At 64.0% G+C, this 26,439-nt stretch carries 22 protein-coding genes; all 22 read left to right on the top strand.

Features of this window, described 5'->3' with window-relative positions; genetic code table 11:
- Positions 1-28 precede the first annotated feature (28 nt).
- The 22 genes from NTU39_RS26490 to NTU39_RS26375 all read left to right on the top strand — a co-directional run bounded on the left by NTU39_RS26490 (position 29) and on the right by NTU39_RS26375 (position 26,434).
- Entirely contained in the window at positions 29-445 is a 417-nt protein-coding gene (locus NTU39_RS26490; protein ID WP_039394093.1) for a F0F1 ATP synthase subunit epsilon, read from the top strand.
- A 279-nt stretch (positions 446-724) separates the two neighbouring features.
- Positions 725-2,443, top strand: coding sequence for an AMP-binding protein (locus tag NTU39_RS26485; RefSeq protein ID WP_257958904.1), 1,719 nt, complete (start codon positions 725-727; stop codon positions 2,441-2,443).
- 121 nt (positions 2,444-2,564) lie between these two features.
- Complete coding sequence (locus NTU39_RS26480) at positions 2,565-3,797, top strand: Bcr/CflA family multidrug efflux MFS transporter (protein WP_257958903.1); 1,233 nt, start codon at positions 2,565-2,567, stop codon at positions 3,795-3,797.
- Between the two features lie 643 nt (positions 3,798-4,440).
- Positions 4,441-4,758, top strand: a complete 318-nt coding sequence (flhD, locus tag NTU39_RS26475; RefSeq protein WP_010807753.1) for a flagellar transcriptional regulator FlhD — start codon at positions 4,441-4,443, stop codon at positions 4,756-4,758.
- Between the two features lie 83 nt (positions 4,759-4,841).
- Positions 4,842-5,438 carry a flagellar transcriptional regulator FlhC gene (gene flhC / locus NTU39_RS26470; RefSeq protein WP_150663688.1) on the top strand — a complete coding sequence of 199 codons (597 nt, stop codon included), beginning with the start codon at positions 4,842-4,844 and terminating at the stop codon, positions 5,436-5,438.
- A 129-nt stretch (positions 5,439-5,567) separates the two neighbouring features.
- Positions 5,568-6,428, top strand: coding sequence for a flagellar motor stator protein MotA (gene motA / locus NTU39_RS26465; protein WP_023598342.1), 861 nt, complete (start codon positions 5,568-5,570; stop codon positions 6,426-6,428).
- A 12-nt stretch (positions 6,429-6,440) separates the two neighbouring features.
- On the top strand, positions 6,441-7,451 hold the full coding sequence (gene motB, locus NTU39_RS26460) for a flagellar motor protein MotB (protein WP_150663687.1): 1,011 nt from the start codon (positions 6,441-6,443) through the stop codon (positions 7,449-7,451).
- A 17-nt stretch (positions 7,452-7,468) separates the two neighbouring features.
- On the top strand, positions 7,469-7,852 hold the full coding sequence (locus NTU39_RS26455; RefSeq protein ID WP_039394084.1) for a response regulator: 384 nt from the start codon (positions 7,469-7,471) through the stop codon (positions 7,850-7,852).
- Between the two features lie 111 nt (positions 7,853-7,963).
- Complete coding sequence (cheA, locus tag NTU39_RS26450; RefSeq protein ID WP_246184533.1) at positions 7,964-10,135, top strand: chemotaxis protein CheA; 2,172 nt, start codon at positions 7,964-7,966, stop codon at positions 10,133-10,135.
- A gap of 17 nt (positions 10,136-10,152) precedes the next feature.
- Positions 10,153-10,668: a chemotaxis protein CheW gene (locus tag NTU39_RS26445; protein ID WP_039394078.1), complete on the top strand. Its 516-nt coding sequence runs from the start codon at positions 10,153-10,155 to the stop codon at positions 10,666-10,668.
- A gap of 134 nt (positions 10,669-10,802) precedes the next feature.
- Positions 10,803-13,196 carry a methyl-accepting chemotaxis protein gene (locus NTU39_RS26955; RefSeq protein WP_150663685.1) on the top strand — a complete coding sequence of 798 codons (2,394 nt, stop codon included), beginning with the start codon at positions 10,803-10,805 and terminating at the stop codon, positions 13,194-13,196.
- A gap of 80 nt (positions 13,197-13,276) precedes the next feature.
- Entirely contained in the window at positions 13,277-15,070 is a 1,794-nt protein-coding gene (locus NTU39_RS26425; protein WP_150663684.1) for a methyl-accepting chemotaxis protein, read from the top strand.
- A 210-nt stretch (positions 15,071-15,280) separates the two neighbouring features.
- Positions 15,281-16,915, top strand: coding sequence for a methyl-accepting chemotaxis protein (locus NTU39_RS26420; RefSeq protein WP_257958902.1), 1,635 nt, complete (start codon positions 15,281-15,283; stop codon positions 16,913-16,915).
- 53 nt (positions 16,916-16,968) lie between these two features.
- Positions 16,969-17,910, top strand: coding sequence for a CheR family methyltransferase (locus NTU39_RS26415; RefSeq protein ID WP_150663682.1), 942 nt, complete (start codon positions 16,969-16,971; stop codon positions 17,908-17,910).
- A gap of 1 nt (position 17,911) precedes the next feature.
- Complete coding sequence (gene cheD, locus NTU39_RS26410; RefSeq protein ID WP_150663681.1) at positions 17,912-18,589, top strand: chemoreceptor glutamine deamidase CheD; 678 nt, start codon at positions 17,912-17,914, stop codon at positions 18,587-18,589.
- A 53-nt stretch (positions 18,590-18,642) separates the two neighbouring features.
- A complete protein-coding gene (locus NTU39_RS26405; protein WP_052253143.1) occupies positions 18,643-19,665 on the top strand; it encodes a protein-glutamate methylesterase/protein-glutamine glutaminase in 1,023 nt (340 codons plus the stop codon).
- 145 nt (positions 19,666-19,810) lie between these two features.
- Positions 19,811-20,209, top strand: coding sequence for a chemotaxis response regulator CheY (gene cheY, locus NTU39_RS26400; RefSeq protein WP_039401766.1), 399 nt, complete (start codon positions 19,811-19,813; stop codon positions 20,207-20,209).
- 83 nt (positions 20,210-20,292) lie between these two features.
- Entirely contained in the window at positions 20,293-20,886 is a 594-nt protein-coding gene (cheZ, locus tag NTU39_RS26395) for a protein phosphatase CheZ (RefSeq protein WP_246179756.1), read from the top strand.
- 148 nt (positions 20,887-21,034) lie between these two features.
- Entirely contained in the window at positions 21,035-22,186 is a 1,152-nt protein-coding gene (gene flhB / locus NTU39_RS26390; RefSeq protein ID WP_150663680.1) for a flagellar biosynthesis protein FlhB, read from the top strand.
- A 3-nt stretch (positions 22,187-22,189) separates the two neighbouring features.
- Positions 22,190-24,295, top strand: coding sequence for a flagellar biosynthesis protein FlhA (flhA, locus tag NTU39_RS26385; protein WP_150578067.1), 2,106 nt, complete (start codon positions 22,190-22,192; stop codon positions 24,293-24,295).
- Entirely contained in the window at positions 24,292-25,557 is a 1,266-nt protein-coding gene (flhF, locus tag NTU39_RS26380) for a flagellar biosynthesis GTPase FlhF (protein ID WP_257958901.1), read from the top strand. Before flhA ends, flhF begins: the two co-directional genes overlap by 4 nt.
- Positions 25,550-26,434: a MinD/ParA family ATP-binding protein gene (locus NTU39_RS26375; protein ID WP_257958900.1), complete on the top strand. Its 885-nt coding sequence runs from the start codon at positions 25,550-25,552 to the stop codon at positions 26,432-26,434. The genes flhF and NTU39_RS26375 overlap by 8 nt, the downstream gene beginning before the upstream one ends.
- The last annotated feature ends 5 nt before the right edge of the window (positions 26,435-26,439 follow it).

Here is a 26,439-nt window from a genome sequence, read left to right as displayed (position 1 = left end):
CGCTTCATCACACTCAACGGGAGCGATTATGGCAACCATTCACGTAGACGTCGTCAGCGCGGAAGAGCAGATCTTCTCGGGTAAGGCGAAGTTTGTCGCGCTGCCCGGCGAAGCCGGCGAGCTCGGCATTCTGCCGGGCCACACGCCGCTGATCACGCGCATCAAGCCGGGTGCGGTTCGCATCGAGGACGAAGCAGGCAACGAGGACTTCGTCTTCGTCGCAGGCGGCATTCTCGAAGTGCAGCCGGGCACGGTGACTGTGCTCGCCGACACCGCGATTCGCGGCAAGGATCTGGACGAAGCGAAGGCTAACGAAGCCAAGCGTCGTGCAGAAGAAGCAATGTCGAACAAGGATTCGAACATCGAGTACGCAACCGCTCAAGCCGAACTGGCCGAAGCGATCGCCCAACTCGCTGCAATCCAGAAGCTGCGTCGCACGAAGTAACACCGGCGTTGCGCTGGCCTCGCGCCGCGCAATGTCTGCGAAAGCCCCATACATGCGAATGTGTGGGGCTTTTGTTTTGCGTCGAGGTCTTGCGTGCCGTCGTGCTTGCGCCGAATGACGTGCGTCTTACCATTCACTCAGGGCCATCCCCACTCGATCCGTCACTCAAATTACGTTAACGTAAACGTCAACTCAGCGTGACGCGCTATTGTTATATGAAGCCGTTCATCGTCGCGCGACAGCATTCACCACTTCAGCATTGCTTCAGGAGACAAAAGCATGGAAAGCCGGGAAGGTGCGGGCGTTGTACCTCGTAATGGACTGTCGTATGTGAAGGGTGAGACCACCGTACCGCTTTCGACGTTGACGGTATTCGGACTGCTTGCCGAGACGGCGGCGAAGTTTCCCGAACGGCAGGCGGTCGTGTTCCGCGAGCAGGGCGTGGACTGGACGTGGCGTGAGTTCATCGCGCATGTCGACACCTTTGCCGCCGGCCTTATTGCGCTCGGGTTGAAGAAGGGCGACCGGGTGGGCATCTGGTCGCCCAATCGCGTCGAATGGCTGGTCACGCAGTTCGCCACCGCGCGCGCGGGCCTGATTCTCGTGAACATCAACCCGGCTTATCGGCTGGCCGAGCTGGAGTACGCGCTCAACAAGGTCGGTTGCAAGGTGCTGGTCGCGGCCGAGTCGTTCAAGTCGTCGCGCTATCTCGACATGCTCAACGTGCTGGCTCCCGAGTTGGTCGCGTGCGCCCCCGGCCAGCTGAAGTCGGAGAAACTTCCGACGCTGCGCACCATCATTCGCATGGGTATGGAGCACACGCCCGGCATGATGAACTTCAGCGACGTGGTGACGCTCGGTGCAGACGCCGACCTCGCCACGCTGCGCAAGATCTCCGACGCGCTCGACTGCTTCGACCCCATCAATATCCAGTTCACGAGCGGCACGACCGGCAACCCGAAGGGTGCCACGCTCACGCACCACAACATCGTCAACAACGGTCGTTACATCGCCATGGCGATGCGCTTCTCGGAGCACGACAGCCTGTGCATTCCGGTGCCGTTCTATCACTGCTTCGGCATGGTGCTGGCGGTGCTCGCCTGTGTGTCGACGGGCGCGACTATGGTCTTCCCCGGCGAAGCGTTCGATCCGAAGGCGACGATGGCCGCCGTCTCGGAGGAAAGCTGCACCGCGTTGCACGGCGTGCCGACGATGTTCATCGCGCAGCTCGATCATCCGGACTTCGGCAACTATCACTTCGACACGCTGCGCACCGGCATCATGGCTGGCTCGCCATGCCCCATCGAGACGATGAAGCGCGTGATCGACCAGATGCACATGAGCGAAGTGACGATCGCTTACGGCATGACGGAAACGAGCCCGGTGTCGTTCCAGACCACTACGACCGACCCGCTGGACAAGCGCGTGACGACCGTCGGCCGCGTGCAGCCGCACCTGGAAGTAAAGCTGGTCGATGTCGCGGGCGAGATCGTGCCGGTCGGCGAGAAGGGCGAGCTGTGCACGAAGGGCTACTCGGTGATGCAGGGCTACTGGGACGATGAACCACGCACGCGCGAAGCGATTCGCGACGGCTGGATGCACACGGGCGACCTAGCGACGCTCGACGAGGACGGCTATTGCAACATCGTCGGCCGCGTGAAGGACATGCTCATTCGTGGCGGCGAAAACATCTACCCGCGCGAAATCGAGGAGTTTCTGTTCCGTCACCCGAAGGTGCAGGCGGTGCAGGTGTTCGGTGTGCCCGACGCGAAGTACGGTGAGGAAGTCTGCGCCTGGATCGTGCTCAAACCGGGGCAGAGCGCGACGGAGGACGACATCCGCACCTTCTGCAAAGATCAGATCGCGCACTACAAAATCCCGCGTTACATCCGTTTTGTCGACGAAATGCCGATGACGGTGACGGGCAAAGTGCAGAAGTTCATCATGCGCGAGAAGATGGTCGAATCGCTTGGGTTGCACGAAGAGAAGACGGCCTGACGGCATCGCTGCCGAATGAAGGCATCAGGGCAGGGGATCGATCGGACGATATCCCTGCCCAATTTTTAAGCGAACTCGGGGCGAATGCCGTATCATTCGGGATTACCCTAGGCCTCGCCCAATGTCCGCTGCCACGGCGTCCGCGCCCTCCCACACCTTCCGTACCGTTTTCATCCTCGGCATTCTGTCGGCCATCGGCTCGCTGTCGATCGACATGTATCTGCCTGCGCTGCCGAGCATCGCGCGCGAACTGAACACGACGGATGCAGCGGCGCAATTCTCCCTCGCATCGTTCTTCATCGGGCTCGGCCTCGGCCAGTTGCTGCACGGCCCGCTCGCCGACCGGTACGGACGCAAGCGTCCGCTCTACGCCGGACTGGCGCTCTACACGCTCGCGTCTGCCGGATGCGCGCTCGCCCCCAACATCGAAACGCTGATCGTCAGCCGCTTCATCCAGGCGGTTGGCGGATGTGCCTGTTTCGTGATCGCCCGGGCCATGGCGCGCGACCTGTTCGATACGTCGACGGTGGCGCGTGTGCTGTCGCGCATGACGCTCATCATGGGTGCCGCGCCTATCCTCGCCCCGTTGATCGGCGGGCAGGTGCTGATGTTCGTGGGCTGGCGCTGGATCTTCTGGGGGCTGACGGTCTTCGGTGCGATGTGCTTCGGCATGGCGGCCTACTGGCTGCCGGAGACGCGTCAGGCCGCGAAGCAGGCGCGCAACTGGCTGATGACGGCGTGGCACAACTACGGCACTTTGCTGCGCGACCGCGAATTCATGGGCAATGCGCTGGCCGGCGGCGTGTCGCAGGCGGGCATGTTCGCGTACATCACGGGCTCGCCGTTCGTCTTCATCAATCTGTACGGCGTTGATCCGGCCCATTACGGCTGGCTGTTCGGGCTGAACGCCTGCGGGATCATCGGCGGTTCGCAGATCAACGCGTATCTGTTACGTACGCGGCGTCCGGCCGACGTGTTGCGTCGTACCAACAATCTGGTCGCGATTCTCGGTCTGCTGATGCTTGCCGTGGCGGCGCTCAGGCTTGGCGGGCTGATCGGATTGATGGTGCCGTTGTTCGCTTTCGTCACGAGCCTCGGCTTCTCGCAGCCGAACGCTATCGCCGAGGCACTCAACCGGCAGCACCAGCGTGCCGGTGCGGCGTCTGCCTTGTTGGGCGCGCTGCAATTCCTCGCGGCCGCCAGCGCCGGTGCGGCGGTTGGCCTGCTGCACGCCCGCTCGGCGGTGCCGATGGCGGCCGTCATGGCGATATGCGGTGTGCTGTCGTGGGGCTTCCACACGGTGCTGATCCGACGCGCTAAACCCGCACTGCCGCCCGCAGCAGGCGCGGCCTGAGCGACAGGCGCCAAAGACATCCCGAACACCCTCTGAACGCCGTCCAAACGCATCACGCGTAACATTTCTCGCGGTGTCGGGAACGTTGCGCGGTTTCTGACGTCTGTTTGAGATTGGCTGTCGAAACGACGGAATTGGGGATAACGGGACAGTCCCGTCGGGAAGGATTTGTAAGATGTCGCTTCCCGATTCCGGCGAGACGACGGGAACCGGCAGCAGAACAATGCTTCCAAACCTGAGATTCGGCGAGCGGCACTACATCTGTAACACTTTGTAATTGCTCTGTTCCGGTGCCCGCTCGATAGGCAAAGTACGATCCAGACATCCCTTGCATAAGTCCCCTGAAATTTTTTGCAAGGATGCCTAAAGTTCGGCAAAAGTCCGCCGAAATACAGTCAAGTAGTAGAGCGCAGCTTCGTGACATCTTCATGAAGCCGTCACACTCTGTCATCGAACGTTCCCCCCGAGCGCGTCGTAGGATCCCTGCGCGCCGCTCATGTAGGAAAAATTCCTACAATAAACTTCCGCTTTTCTCGCCCCTTTCTGTAGTTTTTCTCCGATTTCTTTATCTTTCGCCCTTGTCCACAATGCGAGGGAATAGACAGTAGTACCGCCAGATTCATCCATTGCGCCGGGGGGCCGCATGCGAAACAGCGAAACACTGAACGAGATTCGTGAGTTGAATCTCTCCTACCTAGTCCTGGCTCAGCGCCTGATCCGTGAGGATCGCGCGGCGGCAATGTTCCGCCTGGGCATCAGCGACCAGCTTGCCGACGTGCTCGGCAGTCTCACACTGGCTCAGCTCGTAAAGTTCGCGGGGTCGAACCAGCTTCTGTGCCGATTTCGATTCGACGACCACGTGATTCTTTCGACCCTTACGCACGGTGCGAAAGACGTGGGTATGCAGCAGTCACACGCTTCGATTTTGCTCGCGGGTCAGCCCGTCGAGCAGATCGGCTGAGCGTACGACATACGCGACGCACGCCTCGCGCAGCCTGATGTCATCGGGGCCGCGCTTGGCGTGATTTGCCAGGAAGCCTGTATATGCGTACCAAAAGCGTCGTCCTCGAGGCCCGCGAAATTCAGCTGGCCATCGAGCTGATCGAACTCGGCGCCCGCCTCCAGTTGCTGGAAGCGGAGACGAGCCTGAGCCGTGATCGACTCATCAAACTCTACAAAGAGCTCAAAGGCGCTTCGCCGCCCAAGGGCATGCTGCCGTTCTCGACCGACTGGTTCGTGACGTGGCTGCCGAACATCCACTCGTCGCTTTTCCACAACATCTACCGCCACCTCGTGCAATACGGCGGATGCCAGGGCATCGAAGCCATCGTCAAGGCTTACCGCCTGTACCTGGAGCATGTGGAGTTGCACGGTTGGGAAGCGGTGCTCGGATTCACGCGCGCGTGGACGCTCGTTCGCTTCTTCGACAGCAAGATGCTGCAGATGACGCCGTGCACCCGCTGCGGCGGCCACTTCGTCACGCACGCGCACGAGCCGCATGGCCAGTACGTTTGCGGACTGTGCGCGCCGCCGTCGCGCGCCGGAAAGACCCGGAAAGCGAAGCACGCACATGCCGCCGATCTCGCGCCCGCCGTGGCGTCGGGTGAGCCGGATGCCGCGATTTCGCCGTTAGCCGCCTGATCGGAGCCTTCCTCACCGAGCGTATCGAGGTAATCCCGCCCCTACAGTTTCCCTGCGTGTCTGCCGTTAAGCCCTCTGAACAGGAAGGACAATTTTCCGTAGACGTATTTTTGCGAGAGGTATCCGGCAGTGCTTGTCGTCATTGGTTACATCATCGTTCTGGCATCGGTCTTTGGCGGCTTCGTCATTGGCGGGGGCCACTTGGGCGCGCTGTTTCAGCCGACCGAGCTGCTGATCATCGGTGGCGCGGGCGTCGGCTCGTTCGTGGTGGGCAACAACAGCAAGGCGATCAAAGCGACGATGAAAGCGCTGCCGATGCTGTTCAAGGGCTCGAAATACACCAAAGAGCTGTACATGGAGCTGATGGCGCTCCTGTACGTGCTGCTCGCGAAAGCGCGTAAGGACGGCATGCTTGCCATCGAGGGAGACGTCGAAGATCCGGCATCGAGCCCGGTGTTCTCGCAATACCCGCGCATTCTCGGCGAGCCGCGCATCATGGAATTCCTCACTGACTATCTGCGACTGATGGTCAGCGGCAACATGAATGCATTCGAGATCGAGAACCTGATGGATCACGAAATCGAAACGTACCGTCACGAGGGCGAAGTGCCCGCGCACTGTCTGCAAAAAACGGGTGACGCCATGCCGGCCTTCGGTATCGTGGCGGCCGTGATGGGCGTGGTGCACACGATGGCTTCGGCCGACCAGCCGCCGGCCGTGCTCGGTGCCCTGATCGCACAGGCCCTCGTAGGGACCTTCCTCGGCATTCTGCTCGCCTACGGTTTTATCTCGCCGCTGGCGCAGCTCATCGAACACCGGATCAACGAATCGGTGAAGCTCTACGAGTGCATCAAGGTCACGCTGCTCGCCAGCCTGAACGGTTACGCACCGGCCCTGTCGGTCGAGTTCGGCCGCAAGGTGCTTTATTCCACCGTACGTCCGTCGTTCGCCGAGCTCGAAGAGCACGTGCGACAGGTCAAGGCACGTTGACGGGCGCGAGAAATGAGCGAGAAAGACGAGCGGCCCATTATCGTCAAGCGCCGCAAAGCCGGCGGGCACGGCCACCACGGCGGTGCGTGGAAGATTGCCTATGCCGACTTCATGACGGCCATGATGGCGTTCTTCCTGCTGATGTGGTTGCTGAGTTCGGTGACCAGCAAGGAACTGACGGGGATCGCCGAATACTTCCGCACGCCGCTCAAGGTGGCGCTCACGGGGGGGCGTAACGCCGCCGACAACAGCGGCGTGATTCCCGGCGGCGGCACCGACACCACACGTACCGACGGTCAGAAGTCGCGCGGCGACCAGACGCGCTCGCGTCAGGCGACCACCGCCGAAATGGCTGAGCGTGCCGATGCACAACGTTTGCGCGATCTCAAAGCGCGCATCGAGAAAGCGATCGAAAGTAACCCCACGCTCAAACAGTTCCGCAAGCAACTGCTGATCGACGTGACGACCGAGGGGCTGCGCATCCAGATCGTGGACGATCAGAACCGGCCGATGTTCGCCAATGCGAGTGCGCAGGTGCAGCCGTATATGCGCGACATCCTGCGTGAAATCGGCAAGTCGCTCAACGGTGTACCCAACAGCATCAGCTTGTCCGGCCACACCGACGCTACGGCGTACGCGCAGGGCGACAAGAGCTACAGCAACTGGGAACTGTCGGCGGACCGCGCGAACGCGTCGCGTCGCGAACTGATCGCAGGCGGGCTCGATGGCGAGAAGGTGCTGCGCGTGGTGGGCCTGGCCTCCACGGTGCCGCTCGATCGCGACGACGCCTACAACCCGATCAACCGTCGCATCAGCATCGTCGTGCTCAACCGCCGCGCAGAGCAGTCGGTCAAGCACGAGGTGGATCAGCCGACGATCGACGCCGCAAACGCGCGCGGCGCAGGCAGCAACGCGGTGAGTGCCGCCATGAGTGGCGAGATGTCTGGCGGGCCGGCCATGCCGGGATTGCCCCCGCTGCCAGCACCTCCGGCGGCCCCGACGGCGCCCGGCGCGTCGCGATAACCGACAAGAGGAGACGCATGCAGGCCCTTCGCAACACGATTCTCGCCGTCGACGATTCCGCGTCGATGCGTCAGATCCTGGCGGCCACGCTCGATGAAGCAGGCTACGCCGTGACGACCGCCCGCGACGGGCAGGAAGCGCTGACGCTCGCCACGAACGCGGTCTTCGATCTGGTGCTGACCGATCAGCACATGCCCGGCATGGACGGCTTGTCGCTCATTCGCGCGCTGCGCGAGCTCGACGCGTTTGCCGAGACCCCCATTCTGGTGCTGACGACGGAAGTCGACGGCGCATACAAGACGGCGGCCCGCGAAGCGGGCGCCAGCGGCTGGCTGATCAAGCCGGTCGACCCCGAAGCACTGGTCGACGTGGTCGCATCGCTCGTCGGCGAAGGCGCATGACGATGAAGTCGATGGCGTCGATGGCACAACCAAGTTAGGACGAGGAAACCGGTGGATATCACCCAGTTCTACCAGACCTTTTTCGATGAAGCGGAAGAGTTGCTCGCAGAGATGGAGCACCTCCTGCTTGCGCTCGATGTAAGCGCGCCCGATAACGAGCAACTCAACGCGATCTTCCGGGCCGCACATTCGATCAAGGGCGGCGCCGCGACGTTCGGCTTCACCGCGCTCACCGAGACCACGCACCTGCTGGAGAACCTGCTCGACCGCGCCCGTCGCGGCGAATTGCAGTTGCGCACCGAGATGGTCGACACCTTCCTGGAAACCAAAGACGTGTTGCATCAACAGTTGAATGCCTACCGCGCCTCCAGTGAACCCGATGCCGAGGCCATGAAGCGCATCTGCGCCGTGCTCCAGCAACTCGCCGCCGAAGGCGACGGTGCGCCGGTGTCCGCCGCGCCGACCTCGCCCTTCGCACCGCCCCCGGCGGCGGCGCCTGCGCCCGCACCTGCGGCGCCGACAGCGGAAGCGGCCCCGGCCGTCGACGCCAGCGGTGCGCCGACCAGCGACATCCCGCCGGGTCAGAAGCGCTTGAAAGTCACGCTCTCCGGTGTGGGCGAAAAAGATCAGGCGTTGCTCGCGGAAGAACTGGGCAACCTCGGCGCCGTTGCCGGTCGCAATACCGTGGGCGACGCACTGCACCTGTGGCTCGACACCACCTGCGACGCCGACGACATCCTCGCCGTGTGCTGCTTCGTGATCGAACCGTCGCAGATCGACGTGCAGGACGCGTCCGCCGTTGCTGCCGCACCCGCCGCACCAGCTGCGCCAGCGGTTGCACCGGCTGCTCCGGCCGCGCCAGTTCAAACCGTCGAAATCTTCGAACCGGCACCCGCTCCGGCCCCGGCGGCTTCGGCACCCATCGAAGTCCCGGCCGCAGCCGCACCGGCAGCACCGCAAGCCGTCGTGCCGCCGGCCGCCGCCGAACCGATCGTCGTTCCGCCTGCTGTCCCGCAAGCCGCCTCGGGCGGTGGTGGTGCGCAGCATCCGCCGGAGAAGCGTGCCGCAGCACCCGCCGCAGGCGGCGCTGCCGGTCACGAGAACAGCTCGATTCGCGTGGGCGTGGAGAAGGTCGACCAGCTCATCAACCTCGTGGGCGAACTGGTGATTACGCAGGCCATGCTCGCGCAGACCGCAAGCAGCCTCGACCCGATGCTCCACGACCGCCTGTTCAACGGCATGGGTCAGCTGGAGCGCAACGCGCGCGACCTGCAAGAAGCGGTGATGTCCATCCGCATGATGCCGATGGACTACGTGTTCTCGCGCTTCCCGCGTCTGGTGCGCGATCTCGCGACCAAGCTCGGCAAGCAGATCGAACTCGTGACGTTCGGTCAGGCGACCGAACTCGACAAGAGCCTGATCGAGCGCATCATCGATCCGCTCACGCACCTGGTGCGTAACAGTCTCGATCACGGCATCGAAACGACGGAACAGCGTCTGGCTTCGGGCAAAGACCCGGTCGGTCAGCTGGTGCTGTCGGCTGCGCATCAGGGCGGCAACATCGTGATCGAAGTGAGCGACGACGGCGCAGGCCTGCGCCGCGAGAAGATTCTCGCCAAGGCGCAGCAGCAAGGCATGAACGTGTCCGAGTCGATGGCGGACGAGGAAGTGTGGCAACTGATCTTTGCGCCGGGCTTCTCTACCGCCGAAGCCGTGACCGACGTGTCGGGCCGTGGCGTGGGCATGGACGTCGTGAAGCGAAACATCCAGCAGATGGGCGGCCACGTGGAGATTCTGTCCACGCGCGGCAAGGGCACCACGATCCGCATCGTGCTGCCGCTCACGCTCGCGATTCTCGACGGCATGTCCGTCAAGGTCGGCCCGGAGATCTTCATCCTGCCGCTGAACTTTGTGATGGAGTCGCTGCAACCGCGTCGCGACGATATCCGCGCGGTGACGGGCGAAGGCCAGGTCGTGCTGGTGCGCGGCGAGTATCTGCCGCTCGTCGAGCTGTACCGCGCGTTCGAAGTGCCCGAGGCGCGCCTCGATCCGACGCAGGGCATCATCGTGATCCTCCAGGCCGAAGGCCGCCGCTTCGCGCTGCTCGTCGACGAGTTGGTCGGTCAGCAGCAAGTCGTGGTGAAGAACCTCGAAACCAATTACCGCCGTATTCACGGTATTTCCGCCGCCACCATCATGGGTGACGGCAGTGTGGCATTGATCGTCGATGTGGCGGCGCTCCAGCGCGGCCAGCGCTCGGCCGCTGCCACCATCTTCAACTGAAGTCGGAGACGCGTTAGATGGACAACCTTTCGCAAGAGCAGGCCGTGTCGCGCCACGCAGGCGCCATGCAGACCGATGGCGACGGTCAGGAATTTCTCGTCTTCACGCTGGGTGAAGAGGAATACGGCATCGACATCCTGAAGGTGCAGGAAATTCGCGGCTACGACGCCGTCACCCGCATCGCGAACGCGCCCGAGTTCATCAAGGGCGTGATCAACCTGCGCGGCATCATCGTGCCGATCGTGGACATGCGCATCAAGTTCCGTCTGGGCCGCGTCGAGTACGACACGCAGACGGTCGTGATCATTCTGAACGTAGCGGGCCGCGTGGTCGGCATGGTGGTCGACGGCGTGTCGGACGTGCTTACGCTCGCACGCGGCGAGATCAAGCCCGCACCGGAGTTCGGCGCACAACTGGCGACCGAATACATCACGGGTCTGGGCACGGTCGAAGGCCGCATGCTGATCCTGATGGACATCGAAAAGCTGATGACCAGCGACGACATGGCACTCATCGAGCGTCTGGGGAGCTAAGCCCGGCTGCGACATTGCCGACGTCGCCCATGTCGGCAGAGTTGCTCATGTACTAACCGCAGGCGGGGCCGAGACACCCGCCGCGTCACCCTTACAGACATAACCCACTCACCCAGTCCACGGAGACCGAGCACGTGCGCGATAACCAGCCCGTCACCCAAAACGAATTCGTCATCGGCGAGCATCAGTATCTGATCTCTCGGACGGATCTCAAGGGGCGGATCACGTATGCCAATCCCGCCTTCGTGGAGGTGAGTGGCTATTCGCGTGATGAACTGCTGGGGGCGCCGCACAACATCGTTCGACATCCCGACATGCCCTCCGAGGCGTTCGGCGATCTGTGGGAGACGATCAAGCGCGGCGACACGTGGACCGGGCTGGTCAAGAACCGCCGCAAGAACGGCGACTTCTACTGGGTGCTGGCCACCGTCACGCCGACGCTCGAAAACAACGCCGTCGTCGGCTACACGTCCGTGCGCGTGCGCCCGGCTGCGGGTGCTACGGCACAGGCCGAAGCGATCTACGCCCGCTTCCGTAACGGACAGGCGGGCAATCTGCGCATTCGCGGCGGTCAGGTCGAGCGCGGCGGCATTGCAGCGCTCGCGCGCCGTGTGCGTCTCGACACGCTGCGCGCACGCCTGACCGGCATCATCGTGCTCGGTGCGATCCTGCTCGCCATCGTCGGTGGCCTGGGGCTGTGGGGCGTGTCGAGCAGCAACGACAAGCTGTTGAAGGTGTACCGCAACGGCATGGTGCCGGTGAGCACGCTCGGCGTCATCGGTCAGAAGCTCGACCGCGACGTGTTGCTGGTCGCCGAAGCCGTCGGCAGTCCGAATCTCGACGCGATGAAGCGCGCCGGTGACGAAATCGCGGGCAGCCTCGACGAAATCAACCGCCAGTGGGCGGAGTACATGAAGACGGTCGACGACAGCACGCGTGCGCAAGCCGAGCGCTTCGATGTGATTCGTCAGCGCTTTACGTCCGACGGCTTGTTGCAGACGGTCGAGATGCTGCGCGTCGGTTCGGCCGAAGGCGCACAACAGACGTACCTCGAAAAAGTGAAACCGGCCTACGGGCCGATGCGCGACGAGCTGAACGCGCTGACGCGTCTTGAACTCACGCAGGCGACCGATCTGTATCAGCAGTCGCAGAAAGAACACACGATCGTGCGTGCGGCGACGGTCGTCGCAGTGCTGGGCGGCATCGTCGTGCTGTTCTTGCTGGGCAGCATCCTGCGTCGTGCGATCAACCATCCGCTGCGCGTCGCCCTCGGTATGTCGAAGCAGATCGCGGCGGGCGACCTCACCGGCAAGGCCGAAGGCGTGGGCCGCGACGAAATCGGCCAGTTGCTGTTCGGCCTGTCGGTCATGAAGAACAGCCTGCTGTCCATCGTCTCCGATGTGCGCGAAGGCATCGAATCGATCAACATCGCCTCGCGTGAAATCGCCGCAGGCAACACGGATCTGTCGGCGCGTACCGAACAACAGGCGGCGTCGCTGGAGCAGACGGCGTCGTCGATGGAGCAGCTGACGGCCACCGTCAAGCAGAACGCCGACAACGCCCGTCAGGCCAGCGCGATGGCCGTGAACGCCTCGGAGATCGCTGCACGTGGCGGTCAGGTGGTGGGCAACGTCGTCGACACGATGCAAGGCATCTCGACGAGCTCGCACAAGATCGTCGACATCATCAGCGTGATCGAAGGCATTGCGTTCCAGACGAACATTTTGGCGCTGAACGCCGCCGTGGAAGCGGCGCGTGCGGGCGAGCAGGGACGTGGCTTCGCTGTGGTCGCAGGCGAAGTGCGCACGCTGGCACAGCGTAGCGCGGCCGCCGCGAAGGAAATCAAAGTGCTCATCGAAGATTCGGTGGGACGCGTGGAAAACGGCTCGTCCCTCGTGGCGCAAGCTGGTCAGACGATGAACGAGATCGTGCAGGCCGTGCAGCGCGTCACCGACATCATGGGCGAGATCTCGGCGGCGTCTGCCGAGCAGTCGAGCGGCATCGAACAGGTCAACCGCGCCGTGACGCAGATGGACGAAGTGACGCAGCAGAACGCGGCGCTCGTGGAAGAAGCGGCGGCAGCGGCGGGATCGCTGGAAGATCAGGCGCATCGTCTGCGCGACGCCGTGTCCGTCTTCCGGGTGGGCGACGCGCTTCAGGCCGCTGGCGCACCGACGGTGCGCCGCGTGGCTAACGGTGCAGGGCAGCAAGTTCAGCAAACGCAAGCCACGGCCGCTGTGCGTCAGGCGGTCGCGAAGCCGGTGGCAGCAGCGTCAGCGGCACCGGTAGCCGCACAGAACAACGCCTGCGCCGCGCCTGCTCGCGCAAGCGCTGGCGGCGCTGCCACGCGAACGGCTACGCGCCGTCCGCAGGCCAGCGCACCCGCAGCCAACGCACAAGAAGATGCGCAGGTGCTGCAACTGGCGGCGCGCCGGGGCAAGGCACAGCCCGACGGCGCGACGGGGTCGTCTTCGAATACGAAGTCGAGCAACGCGGCGAGCGACCCGGGCGACTGGGAAGAGTTTTGACGGTTTGTTGGTGCAAAGAGACGAGATTGTTGTGATGGATCAACCGGCTACGGGCCGGTCTTCACGGGGTAGAGGTCGTTATGTTTAAGAATGTCACCATCCGGGCGCGGCTTACGCTGGCGCTGGGACTCTTCATGGTGCTGCTGGTCGTGGGCGCTGCGGTGGGTCTCGTCTCGCTGCGACAGAGCAATGCGTCGCTGCAAGAGATCTACACGAACGACATGGCATCGGCGCGATCGCTGGCACAGACCACGATCTCGACGTTGGGCGCACGCGTGACGCTCTCGCGCATCGAGTTCATCGCCGATCCGACTGAGATCAAGTCGGCGATCGACAGTGTGCGCAACAACCTCAAGAAGGCCGACGATTCGTGGGCAAGCTACGCCGCTTTGCCGATGAACGACGGCGAGAAGGCACTCGCCGACGCCGTCATCGCGGCACGCGGCAAGGTCAACAACGACGGCATCCTCCCCGCGCTTAAGGCCATCGAATCGGGCGACATCCCCGACTTCCATGCCAAGACGGTGATGGACGTGCCGCGCCTGTTCGCCGACTACACGAAGGCGATGACCGCGCTGGCCGACTTGCAGGTCAAGAACGCCGAAGACCGTTATCTGGCCGCACAGGCCCGCTACACGATGGTGATGTGGATGGTCGGCATCGGTCTGGGCCTCGGCCTGATCGTCGGCATCATCACGCAGATCACGCTCACGCGCGCCATCGTCGGCCCGATCGACGACGCGATCCGTCACTTCGAGAAGATCGCCGGTGGTGACCTCACGCAACGCATCGACGTGTGGAACGAGACCGAGACGGGACGCCTGTTCAAGGGCGTGAAGCACATGCAGGACAGTCTTGTGCGCACCGTGGCGGAAGTTCGCTCGGGCACCGAGTCGATTACGTCGGCGGCACAGCAGATTGCCGCAGGCAACACCGATCTGTCGGCGCGTACCGAACAGCAGGCGGCATCGCTGGAAGAAACCGCGTCGTCGATGGAGCAACTCACGGCGACCGTGCGCCAGAACGCGGATAACGCGCGTCAGGCCAGCCAACTGGCGGTGAATGCTTCGGAAATCGCCACGCGTGGCGGTCAGGTCTCCGGCCAGGTCGGCGAGACGATGGACGGCATTTCGACCAGCTCGAACAAGATTGTCGACATCATCAGCGTGATCGACGGCATCGCGTTCCAGACGAACATCCTCGCGCTGAACGCTGCGGTGGAAGCGGCGCGTGCAGGCGAACAAGGTCGCGGCTTCGCCGTGGTCGCGGGCGAAGTGCGCACGCTGGCACAGCGCAGCGCGGCCGCCGCGAAGGAAATCAAGGCGCTGATCGAAGATTCGTCGCGTCGCGTGCAGGACGGCACGGCGCTCGTCGCACAGCAAGGCCACACGATGAACGAGATCGTGCAGGCCGTGAAGCGCGTGACGGACATCATGGGCGAGATCTCGGCAGCGTCTGCCGAGCAGTCGAGCGGCATCGAGCAGGTCAACCGCGCGATCACGCAGATGGACGAAGTGACGCAGCAGAACGCTGCGTTGGTGGAAGAAGCGGCAGCGGCCGCCGGTTCGCTGGAAGAGCAGGCCAATCGTCTGAAGACGACGGTCTCGGTGTTCCGTGTGGACGCCAGCCAGGTCGCGACGGGCTACGCAGCCCCGGCGCTGGCGGCGCTCCCGTCGGCAGCCCCTGCCGCGCGCCCGACGCCGGTGAAGAAGAAGGCCGCAGCCCCCGCCGCATCGGCAGCACCGGCGTCGGCCGCTGCACCGAAGGCGGCGCCCGCACCGGCACCGCTGCGCAAGCCTGCACCGGCTGCTGCTGCACCGGCCGCTTCCCGCACGGGCACGGACGACGCAAACGGCGATTGGGAAACCTTCTGATCGTATGACGAGACGGTTGCCGTCGTGCCTCAATGCACGCGGCAACAAAGCAGTACCTATAGGAACGGTGCACGCACCTCGCCCGGCGACTCAGTACCGCCGGGCACCCCGAGGGGCGTGTCGGCAAGTGGCAACAATCGGTAAGACAAAGCCGTCGTGCGCACTGCATCTCATGCAGCGCCACGGCAGGCGGGTAGTGGAGGTCACATCATGATGCAGTTGAGTCTCAAGGCAAAACTCTGGTCGGCGCTCGCGCTTATGTGGCTGGGGCTTTTGATTCTCGGTGGCTGGGCTGCCTTTCACGAGCGCAGCACGATGATGTCGGAGCGGCGCGCGGCAGTGGAAAACGTCGTCACGAGTGCCGATGGCATTCTGCGCGACTACGCCGCGCAGGCAGCGGCCGGGAAGATCACCGTCGACGAGGCGAAACAACAGGCCATGGCGCGACTGAAAGTCATGCGCTACGGCGAAGGCGGCAACGGCTATGTGGTGATCTTCAACACCAAGCCGGTCGTCCTCATGCATCCGACACTCGCGGATCTGGTGAACAGAGACGTCTCCAACTACAAGGATACGAACGGCAAGCTGCTCTTCGTCGAAATGGCCCGTGTGGCCAAGGATAAGGGCACCGGCTTCGTCGACTACTACGGCCGTATCGCGGGCAGCGACAAGCGCATGGCCAAAGTCTCGTTCGTGAAATACTTCGCGCCCTGGGACTGGGGTCTGATGAGCGGCGTGTACGTGCAGGACGTCGATGAGGCGTTCTACGCCACGCTCATTCGCTTCGGCATTGCACTTCTGCTGATCGGCGGCATTGTGACGGCGGCGATGCTCGTGATCATCCGCAACGTACAGCGCAGCCTCGGTGGCGAGCCGGAGTACGCGGCGGGCATCGCGCATCGCATCGCCAGCGGCGATCTCCACAGCCACGTGAACGTGGCCCCGGGCGACACGCACAGCCTGCTTTACGCCATGCAACGCATGCAGCACACGTTGGCCGAGACCATCTCGCAGATCCGTCAGGGGACCGAGTCGATCACCACGGCGGCGCACGAGATCGCGGCAGGCAACACCGATTTGTCGGCCCGTACCGAACAGCAGGCCGCGTCGCTGGAAGAAACCGCTTCGTCGATGGAGCAGCTCACGGCAACCGTGCGTCAGAACGCCGACAACGCGCGTCAGGCCAGCCAGTTGGCGGTGAATGCATCGGAAATCGCCACGCGTGGCGGCGAAGTCTCGGGGCAGGTCGGGGCGACGATGGACGGCATCTCCACTAGCTCGAACAAGATCGTCGACATCATCGCCGTGATTGACGGCATCGCTTTCCAGACGAACATCCTCGCGCTCAACGCCGCAGTGGAAGCGGCGCGTGCGGGCGAACAGGGTCGTGGCTTCGCCGTGGTCGCAGGCGAAGTGCGCACGCTGGCGCAGCGCAGCGCGTCGGCCGCCAAGGAAATCAAGGCGCTGATCGAAGACTCGTCGCGCCGCGTGCAGGACGGCACGGCGCTCGTGACGCGTCAGCGTCAGACCATGGAAGAGATCGTGCAGGCGGTCAAACGCGTGACGGACATCATGGGCGAGATCTCGGCGGCATCTGCCGAGCAGTCGAGCGGCATCGAACAGGTCAATCGCGCGGTGACGCAGATGGATGAGGTGACGCAGCAGAACGCGGCGCTCGTGGAAGAAGCGGCGGCTGCCGCCGGCGCGATGGAGTCGCAGGCGCAGGAGCTGCGCGCGGCCGTGTCCGTCTTCCAGACGAGCGCAGGGGCAGGTGCGGGGAGCGTGCATGCGATTGGCACGTCCCGGCGCGAGCCGGCGGCACAGCCGCTGGCCCGTGCGGCATAAGGCGGCATAAGACATAACCGCTGTCCGACGTAATTCGACGCAACCGAGACATCATGACCGATTCGCGCAACACCTCGCATCTGACGCGTCGCGGCGGCTCCGGCCCCGATGGCGACGCGGGTTCGCGCAGCGCGGATTTCGCGCGCGCCAGTGGCGCCGCCCTGTCGGGCGAGCGCGACTTTGCGTTCTCGCTGGCCGACTTCAGCCGTATTCGCAATCTGATCTACCAGCGCGCCGGGATTGCGCTGGCGGAGCACAAGCGCGAAATGGTCTATAGCCGCATCGCGCGACGTCTGCGTGCGCTGGGCATGACGAGCTTTACCGAATACCTCGACATGCTCGAAGCCGACACCGGCGACAGCGAGTGGGAGTCGTTCACCAACGCGCTGACGACGAACCTCACGTCGTTCTTTCGCGAGTCGCACCATTTCCCGCTGCTCGCCGATTTCGTGCGCAATCGCCCCAAGCCGATCTCGGTGTGGTGCTGCGCGGCGTCGACCGGCGAAGAGCCGTATTCGATCGCGATGACGCTGGTCGACACGCTCGGCTCGCGCCCCAACGCCACGGTGCTGGCCACCGACGTCGACACGCAGGTCCTGGCCCGCGCGTCGGCCGCCGTCTACAACGGCGAGCAGACCGGCAAGATCTCGCAGGAACAGCTGCGCAAGCATTTCCTGCGCGGCACAGGTGCGAACTCGGGGAAGATCAAGGTGCGTCCCGAATTGCAGCAACTGGTGACGTTCGAGCCGCTCAACCTGCTCGCGCCGTCGTGGCAGATCGGCGGGCCGTTCGACGTGATCTTCTGCCGCAACGTGATGATCTATTTCGACAAGGCCACGCAGGCGCGCATTCTCGAGCGCTTCGTCCCCTTGCTCAAACCGGACGGCCTGCTGTTCGCCGGGCATTCGGAGAACTTCACTTATGTAAGCCGGGCGTTCCGTCTGCGTGGTCAGACGGTGTACGAACTGGCAGGCGCTGGAGCACGGGGAGCCTGACATGGCAGCACAGCCATTGGCCGAAGCACTCGCGACCAACCACTACTTCGACAATGCGTTCAATACGCAGGCGGTGAAGCTGCTGCCGTCGGAGTATTTCGTCACGACCGAAGACATCATGCTCGTGACGGTGCTCGGTTCGTGCGTGGCCGCCTGCGTGCGTGACAGCGTCACCGGCATCGGCGGCATGAACCACTTCATGCTGCCGGACGATGGCGAGAGCGAGCGCGATCGGCTACTCTCTGCGTCCATGCGCTACGGCGCATACGCGATGGAAATGCTCATCAATGAGCTGATCAAGCTCGGCGCACGGCGCGAGCGTCTGGAGGCGAAGGTCTTCGGCGGCGGCGCGGTGCTCGCGGGCATGACCACCCTAAATATCGGCGATCGCAACGCGAACTTCGTGTTGCGCTATCTCGAGATGGAGCAGATTCGCGTGACGGCGCAGGATCTGCTCGGGCCGCATCCGCGCAAGGTGTGCTTTTTGCCGCGCACCGGGCGGGTGATGGTCAAGAAGCTGGGCGACCGGGGCGATCCGGCCATCGCCCAGCGGGAACAGGCGTACGCGCAGCGTCTGCGCGCACGCGAAGTACGGGGCTCCGTAGAACTCTTTGCGCCACCGGCCAGAAATGCCAAGCCTCGGCCGGGGCCTGACAACCGAAAAATGGAGGAGGCTTGAGCGAACCAATCAAAGTCCTGTGCGTGGACGATTCCGCACTTGTGCGCAGCCTGATGACCGAGATCATCAATGCGCATCCGGACATGACCGTAGTGGCGACCGCACCCGACCCGCTTGTGGCGCGCGATCTGATCAAGCAGCACAACCCGGACGTGCTCACGCTCGACGTCGAAATGCCGCGCATGGACGGGCTGGACTTCCTTGAGAAGCTCATGCGCCTGCGCCCGATGCCGGTGCTCATGGTGTCGTCGCTGACCGAGCGTGGCTCGGAAGTCACGATGCGTGCGCTCGAACTCGGCGCGGTCGATTTCGTGACGAAGCCGCGACTGGGTATTCGTGACGGCATGCTCGAATACGGCGAGATGATCGCCGACAAAATTCGTGCGGCCGCCCGTGCCCGTGTGCGCAGCGCCCCGCCCAAGAGCGCGGCTCCGGTGGCGGTGGAAGCCGCGCCGATGCTGCGCAATCCGCTCGTGTCGACGGAAAAGCTGATCATCATCGGCGCGTCGACGGGTGGCACGGAAGCGATTCGCGAAGTGCTCGTGCCGATGCCGCCGGACGCACCGGCGATTCTCATCACGCAGCACATGCCGGCGGGCTTCACCAAGTCGTTTGCGCAACGCCTGAACGGGCTGTGCCGCATTACGGTGAAGGAAGCCGAGCACGGTGAGCGTGTGTTGCCGGGCCACGCCTACATTGCACCGGGCGGCGACACCCACCTGCAACTCTCGCGCAGCGGCGCGAACTACGTGGCACTGCTCGATCCGGCACCGCCGGTGAATCGACATCGTCCGTCGGTCGATGTATTGTTTCGCTCCGCGGCCGTGCATGCCGGACGTAACGCCATCGGCGTGATTCTCACGGGCATGGGCCGCGACGGTGCGGCCGGTCTGGTCGAGATGCGCCGTGCCGGTGCGCACACGTTCGCGCAGGACGAAGCGAGCTGCATCGTGTTCGGCATGCCGCGCGAAGCCATTGCCATGGGCGGCGCGGAAGAAGTGGTGCCGCTGCACGAGATGGCCCGAAAAGTGCTTCATCAGGTCGCGAAATTCGGCGAACGCACGCAACGGGTATAGTTCGGCTTTTGGCGTTGTTTTTGGCTTGTTTTCGCCGTATGGTCCGCAACGATTTGCGTTCACACTCAGGGCACTGAGTGATGGCGGAACTTGCCCCTGAATATTGTCGGCCCCCCAAAGGGGGACCGGCAGAATTGGAGTGATGATGGTAGACAAGAACATGAAATTCCTGGTCGTCGACGATTTTCCGACGATGCGCCGCATTGTGCGAAACCTGCTCAAGGAGCTGGGTTTCTCCAATGTCGACGAAGCGGAAGACGGTGTGGCGGCGCTGGCCAAGCTGCGCGGCGGTAGCTTTGAATTCGTAGTGTCCGACTGGAACATGCCGAACATGGACGGCCTGACGATGCTCCAGACGATCCGTGCCGACCCGAACCTGGCCAAGCTGCCGGTGCTGATGGTCACGGCCGAAGCCAAGAAGGAAAACATCATCGCCGCTGCCCAGGCCGGTGCGAGCGGGTATGTGGTCAAGCCGTTCACGGCTGCGACCCTCGATGAGAAGCTGGGCAAGATCTTCGAAAAAATGGAAAAAACGGGGGCCTGAACGTGACCCACGAGTCGAGCACTGAATGGCCGGCTGAGCCGGGCGGCGCTTACGTGACCGGCGAGGCCGATCCGGCGGAGCGCATGCTGATGCGCATCGGGCAGTTGACGCGCATGCTGCGCGACAATCTGCGCGAACTCGGTCTGGACAAGCAACTGGAGCAGGCGGCGGAGGCGATTCCCGATGCCCGCGACCGTCTGAACTACGTCGCGACCATGACGGAACAGGCGGCCGTGCGGGCGCTGACGGCCATCGAACTGGCCAAGCCCATTCAGGACCGTCTCGAAGCGGACGCCAATGCGCTCGACGCGCGCTGGGCCAAGTGGTTCGACCAGCCGCTGGAACTCGAAGACGCGCGTCAGCTCGTCACCGAGACCCGCACCTACCTGCGTCGCGTGCCGGACGACACCCGCGCGACCAACAACCATCTGATGGAAATCATGATGGCGCAGGACTTCCAGGATCTGACCGGGCAGGTCATTAAGAAGATCATGGAAGTGGTGCAGGAGATCGAGAGCCATCTGCTCCAGACGCTGCTCGAGAACATGCCGCCCGAGAAGCGCAAGGAAGCCGAAGACTCGCTGCTCAACGGGCCGCAGGTCAAAAAGGAAGGCCGCACCGACATCGTGGCCGATCAGGGACAGGTCGACGACCTGCTCGCCAGCCTCGGTTTCTGACCCCGCCGCCAGCCGCGCCCCGGCTGGCGGAATCGCGCTTGCGCGAAATACCGCCCAATCCCGCCTCTATTCCCCCCTTTGTGACTTGACGGTTACGGCCATAATCGGTCGCGATAGGGTGGGTTCGTCCGCCCGCTGTGGATAGGGCATGGCTGAGGAAAGCGATCTCGAAAAGTCGGAATCACCCACTCCCCGGCGTCTGGAGAAGGCGCGCGAGGAAGGGCAGGTCGCGCGTTCGCGCGAGCTTTCGACGTTCGCCCTGCTGGCCGCCGGTGTCGCCGGGATGTGGATGACGGCCGACCGTATCTCGCAGGGATTCGCCCAGTTGATGCGCCACGGCATGCAGTTCGAGCCGGGCACGGCGATGGACACGCGCCGCATGCTGTCGTACGCAGCGCACTCGGGCGCGGACGCCCTCATGGTCATCGCACCGCTCTTCGTCGCCCTCGTGATCGCGGCCATCGTCGCACCGATGGCGCTGGGCGGCTGGCTGTTCACCACCAAATCGCTCGCCCCCAACTTCGGCCGCCTGAACCCGCTCAAGGGGCTGGGCCGCATGTTCTCGACGCAGGGGCTGGTCGAGCTGGTCAAGGCCGTGGCCAAGACCGTGCTCGTGGGCGGCGTGGCGTACTGGGCTATCGCCCGCGACAAAGAAGCCGTGATGGGCCTCATGACGCAGTCGCCGCGCGTGGCGCTGCCGTACGTCGGCGAGATGATCGTGGTGTGCTGCGCGTTTATCGTGGCGTCGCTGCTGCTGGTGGCGGCCATCGATATCCCGTTCCAGCTGTGGCAGCACTACAAGAAGCTGCGCATGACCAAAGAGGAAGTGCGTCAGGAAAACAAGGAAACCGAGGGCGATCCACACGTCAAGGCACAGATCCGTCAGTTGCAGCGTCAGGCTGCACGCCGTCGCATGATGCAGGACGTGCCCAAGGCCGACGTGATCGTGACGAACCCGACGCACTTTGCAGTCGCCCTCGAATACAAGGACAACATGCGCGCGCCGCGTGTGCTCGCCAAGGGCACCGATCTGGTCGCGCAGCGTATCCGTGAGATGGGGGCAGAGCACCGCATCCCGATCCTCGAAGCCCCGCCGCTGGCCCGTGCGCTGCATCGTCACGTGGAAATCGGTCACGAAATCCCGGCCACGCTGTACACGGCCGTGGCCGAAGTGCTGGCGTGGGTCTTCCAGCTTCGCCGCTGGCGTACCGAGGGGGGCATCGAGCCGCTGACCCCGTCGGATCTGCCCGTGCCGACTGAGCTCGACGCGCCCCGGCGCCTCGGGTCGAAACGAGTGTAACGAATGAACCTCAACCCTCGCGCGAACCAGCTATTGCGTGCGTCGCAACTGCTCCTCGGCGGCAACTTGAAGTCGCTCGCCGCGCCGGTGCTGATCATCATGATTCTGGGCATGATGATCCTCCCGCTGCCGCCGTTCATCCTGGATCTGTTGTTCACGTTCAACATCGCCCTCGCGGTGATGGTGCTGCTGGTGTCCATGTACACGCAGAAGCCGCTCGACTTCGCGGCATTCCCGAGCGTGCTGCTGTTCTCCACGCTGCTGCGTCTGTCGCTGAACGTGGCGTCCACGCGTGTGGTGCTGCTCGAAGGCCACACTGGCCCGGACGCTGCCGGTAAGGTGATCGAGGCGTTCGGTCACTTCCTGGTGGGTGGCAACTACGCCGTCGGTATCGTGGTGTTCATCATCCTCGTGGTCATCAACTTCATGGTGATTACGAAGGGCGCGGGGCGTATCGCGGAAGTGGGCGCACGCTTTACCCTGGACGCCATGCCGGGTAAGCAGATGGCCATCGACGCCGACCTGAACGCCGGTCTGATCGGGGAAGAGGAAGCGCGCACCCGTCGTAAGGTGATTGCGCAGGAAGCCGACTTCTACGGCTCGATGGACGGTGCGTCCAAGTTCGTGCGCGGCGACGCGGTCGCTGGCCTGTTGATCATGCTGATCAACATCATCGGCGGGCTGATCGTCGGCGTGGTCCAGCACAATCTGGATCTCGCGACCGCCGCCAAGAACTACACGCTGCTGACCATTGGTGACGGTCTCGTCGCGCAGATCCCGGCGCTGGTGATCTCGACGGCCGCCGGTGTGGTGGTGTCGCGTGTGGCCACCGACGAAGACGTCGGCCAGCAGGTCGTCTCGCAACTCTTCAACAACCCGCAGGTGCTGGGCATCACGGCCGCGATTCTGGGCTTGATGGGCCTGATCCCGGGCATGCCGCACTTCGCCTTCCTGCTGCTCGCGCTGGGTCTCGGCGCACTGGCCCGCTGGCAGTTCCGCAAGGCAGCTGCCGCCAAGGTGCAGGCAACGCGTCCGACGCCGGTCGCGGCGACCGCAGCGCCCGAAGTGGCGGAAGCGTCCTGGGACGACGTGGCGCTGGTCGATCCGCTGGGGCTGGAAGTCGGCTATCGCCTGATCCCGCTCGTCGACCGCAATCAGGACGGCGAACTGCTCAAGCGTATTAAGGGCATCCGCAAGAAGTTCGCGCAGGAGATCGGTTTCCTGGCGCCGGTGGTGCACATCCGCGACAACCTGGAACTGCGTCCGAATCAGTACCGCATCACGCTTAAGGGCGTGATCATCGGCGAAGGCGAAGCGTACCCGGGCCAACTGCTGGCCATCGATCCGGGGCAGGTCAGTGCACCGCTGCAAGGCACGCCGACGCGCGATCCGGCCTTCGGTCTGCCCGCCACGTGGATCGACGTCGGCCAGCGCGATCAGGCACAGGCGTACGGCTACACCGTGGTCGATGCCGGTACGGTCGTGGCGACCCACCTGAATCACCTGATTAACGCGCACGCCCACGAATTGCTGGGACGTCAGGAAGTGCAGCAGCTTATCGAGCGCATCGGCAAGGACGCGCCGAAGCTCATCGAAGACCTGGTGCCGAAGACCATCGCGCTCACCACGTTGCAGAAGGTGTTGCAGAACCTGCTCGAAGAGCAGGTGCCGATTCGCGACATGCGTACCATCATCGATACCATCGCCGAGCATGGCGCACGCGTGCAGGATCCGTACGACCTCACGGCGCTGGTGCGCCTGTCGCTGGGTCGCGCGATCACGCAGAGCGTGTTCCCGGGCAGTGGCGATCTGGAAGTCGTGGGGCTCGACGCCAATCTCGAACGAATTCTCACGCAGGCGTTGTCGGCCGGCGGCGGCACCGGTCTGGAGCCGGGCCTCGCCGATACGCTGTTGCGTGAAACCCAGGCAGCCGTGACGCGTCAGGAGCGTCAGGGTCTGCCGTCGGTATTGTTGGTTCAACATCCGCTGCGTTCGCTGCTCTCGCGCTTCCTGCGCCGCAGCCTGCCGCAGCTCAAGGTTTTGTCGTATGCGGAAGTGCCAGACACCCGTAACGTGAAAATGACGGCACTCATCGGAGGTCAAGCGTGAAGATTCGGAAATTCTTTGCGGGCACGTGCCGCGACGCACTGCGCCAGATTCGCGAGGAAATCGGACCCGACGCGGTCGTATTGTCCAATCGCTCGGTCGCCAACGGCGTCGAGATCGTGGCGTTGGCGGAAGAGGATCTGGACGCGCTCGCGGGTGGCGACATGCCGACGCATCGGCCGCGTCCCCGTCCTGCCGCACCGGCCCCGGCACCCGTGGCGAGTCCTGCCACCGCCGCGAACGACATCGCCGCGACCAGCGCCTTCGCGCAGTCGATGATGGGCGAGTTGCAAAGCATGCGCGGGTTGCTCGAAGAGCAGGTCGCAGGTCTTGTGTGGAACGACAAGCAACGTCGTTCCCCGGCACAGGGCGAGATTCTGCGCACGTTGCTCGCGGCGGGTTTCTCGGCGCAGCTCGGCCGGGCGTTGCTGGAGCATCTACCGGAAGGCAGCGACCGCGAGAACGGTCTGGACTGGGTGAAGAACGCGCTCAGGCGCAATCTGCCCATCATGCCGAACGAAGACGAATTGATGGATCGCGGCGGCGTGTATGCGCTCATGGGGCCGACTGGCGTGGGCAAGACCACGACCACGGCCAAGCTCGCGGCGCGTTGCGTGATGCGTCACGGCGCGGAGAAGCTCGCACTGCTTACGACCGACAGTTATCGTATCGGCGGCCATGAGCAGCTGCGCATCTACGGCAAGATTCTGGGCGTGACGGTGCATGCGGTGAAGGACGCGACGGATCTGCGTCTGGCGCTGACCGAACTGCGCAACAAGCACATGGTGCTGATCGACACGGTCGGCATGAGCCAGCGTGACCGCACGGTGCCGGAGCAGGTGGCGATGCTGTGCGGGGCGGAGACGCCGGTGCAGCGTCTGCTGTTGCTCAATGCCACGAGCCACGGCGACACGCTCAACGAAGTGGTGCACGCCTATCGCAGCGCGAGCGCCGAGGGCGGTGGCGACCTCGCCGGGTGTATTCTGACGAAACTCGACGAGACGACCAACCTGGGTTCGGTGCTCGACACGGTGATTCGTCACCGTCTGCCGGTGCATTACGTCTCGACGGGGCAGCGCGTACCGGAGAACCTGCACGTGGCGGACCGACAGTTCCTTATCGATACGGCGCTGTCTGCGCCGGTGACGGGTTCGCCGTTCGTGCCGTCCGAGGAAGATTTGCCGGCAGTGGTGCGCGGGGTCGATCCCAACTACAGCGGGCTGTTTGCGCCCGCACAACCTTCAGGCGAGGCCTGCTTTGGTTAAACTCGTACTCGATCAAGCTGAGGGGCTGCGCCGACTGGTGGCGCGCCATACCACGCGCATCGTCGCGGTGGTAGGAAGTGCGCCTGAAGCCGGTCAGACGAGTGTTGCGTTGAATCTGGCCAGCGCGCTGGCTCATCACGGTCAGGATGTCGTGCTGGCCGACGAGAGCGGCCATGCAGCGCCGGCGCTCGGTCTGCCGTTGCGAGGCGACATCCACGATGTGCTGGCGGGGCGCGTTTCGCCCGACGCGGTGCGTGTGCAAACGCGCGACAACGTGGTGCTGGTGCCGGTGGCGCATCGGCATCCCGAGCGCATCGATCCGCAGCGTGCGCTGCCGGTGCTGACCCTTGGCGAGCCGGACGTCGTGATCGTCGACTGCACGCACGCCGGTGGTGTGCTGAGTCCGTTGGCAGCGCATGCGCACGACGTGCTGGTGGTGCTCGGGTGTGAACCGGCGTCGATTACGGGCGCGTACTCGTGGATTAAGCAGGCGCATTACGAATATGCGCTGGCGCAGTTCCGGGTGTTGGTGAACCGGACGGAGGATATGGAGGCACGCGTCGTGTGCCGCAATCTGGCCACGACGGCGAGTCGTTATCTGGCGGTGTCGCTGGAGTTGGCCGGGCATGTGCCGTCGGACCGTCAGGTCATGCGGGCGCGGCAATTGACGCGCACTGTGGTCGATGCGTTTCCGATGGCGCCGGCGGCGGTGGCTTACCGTCAGTTGGCCGCGCAGGTGATGCATTGGCCGTTGGCCATTCGGGACACGGGACCGGCGGCGTTGGGTGCCGGGATCGGTCAGGTGGGCGATTGCGGCGGCGATCGCGGTGCCGAGATGACGCATGGCGTGGGCGCGGTGAGCGCGCACACGGCCTGAGCGTC

It is taken from the genome of Pandoraea commovens (assembly GCF_024704525.1).
Lineage (GTDB): Bacteria > Pseudomonadota > Gammaproteobacteria > Burkholderiales > Burkholderiaceae > Pandoraea > Pandoraea commovens.
Note: the sequence above shows the minus strand (reverse complement) of the source record. Positions and strands in the feature narration are given on the sequence as shown.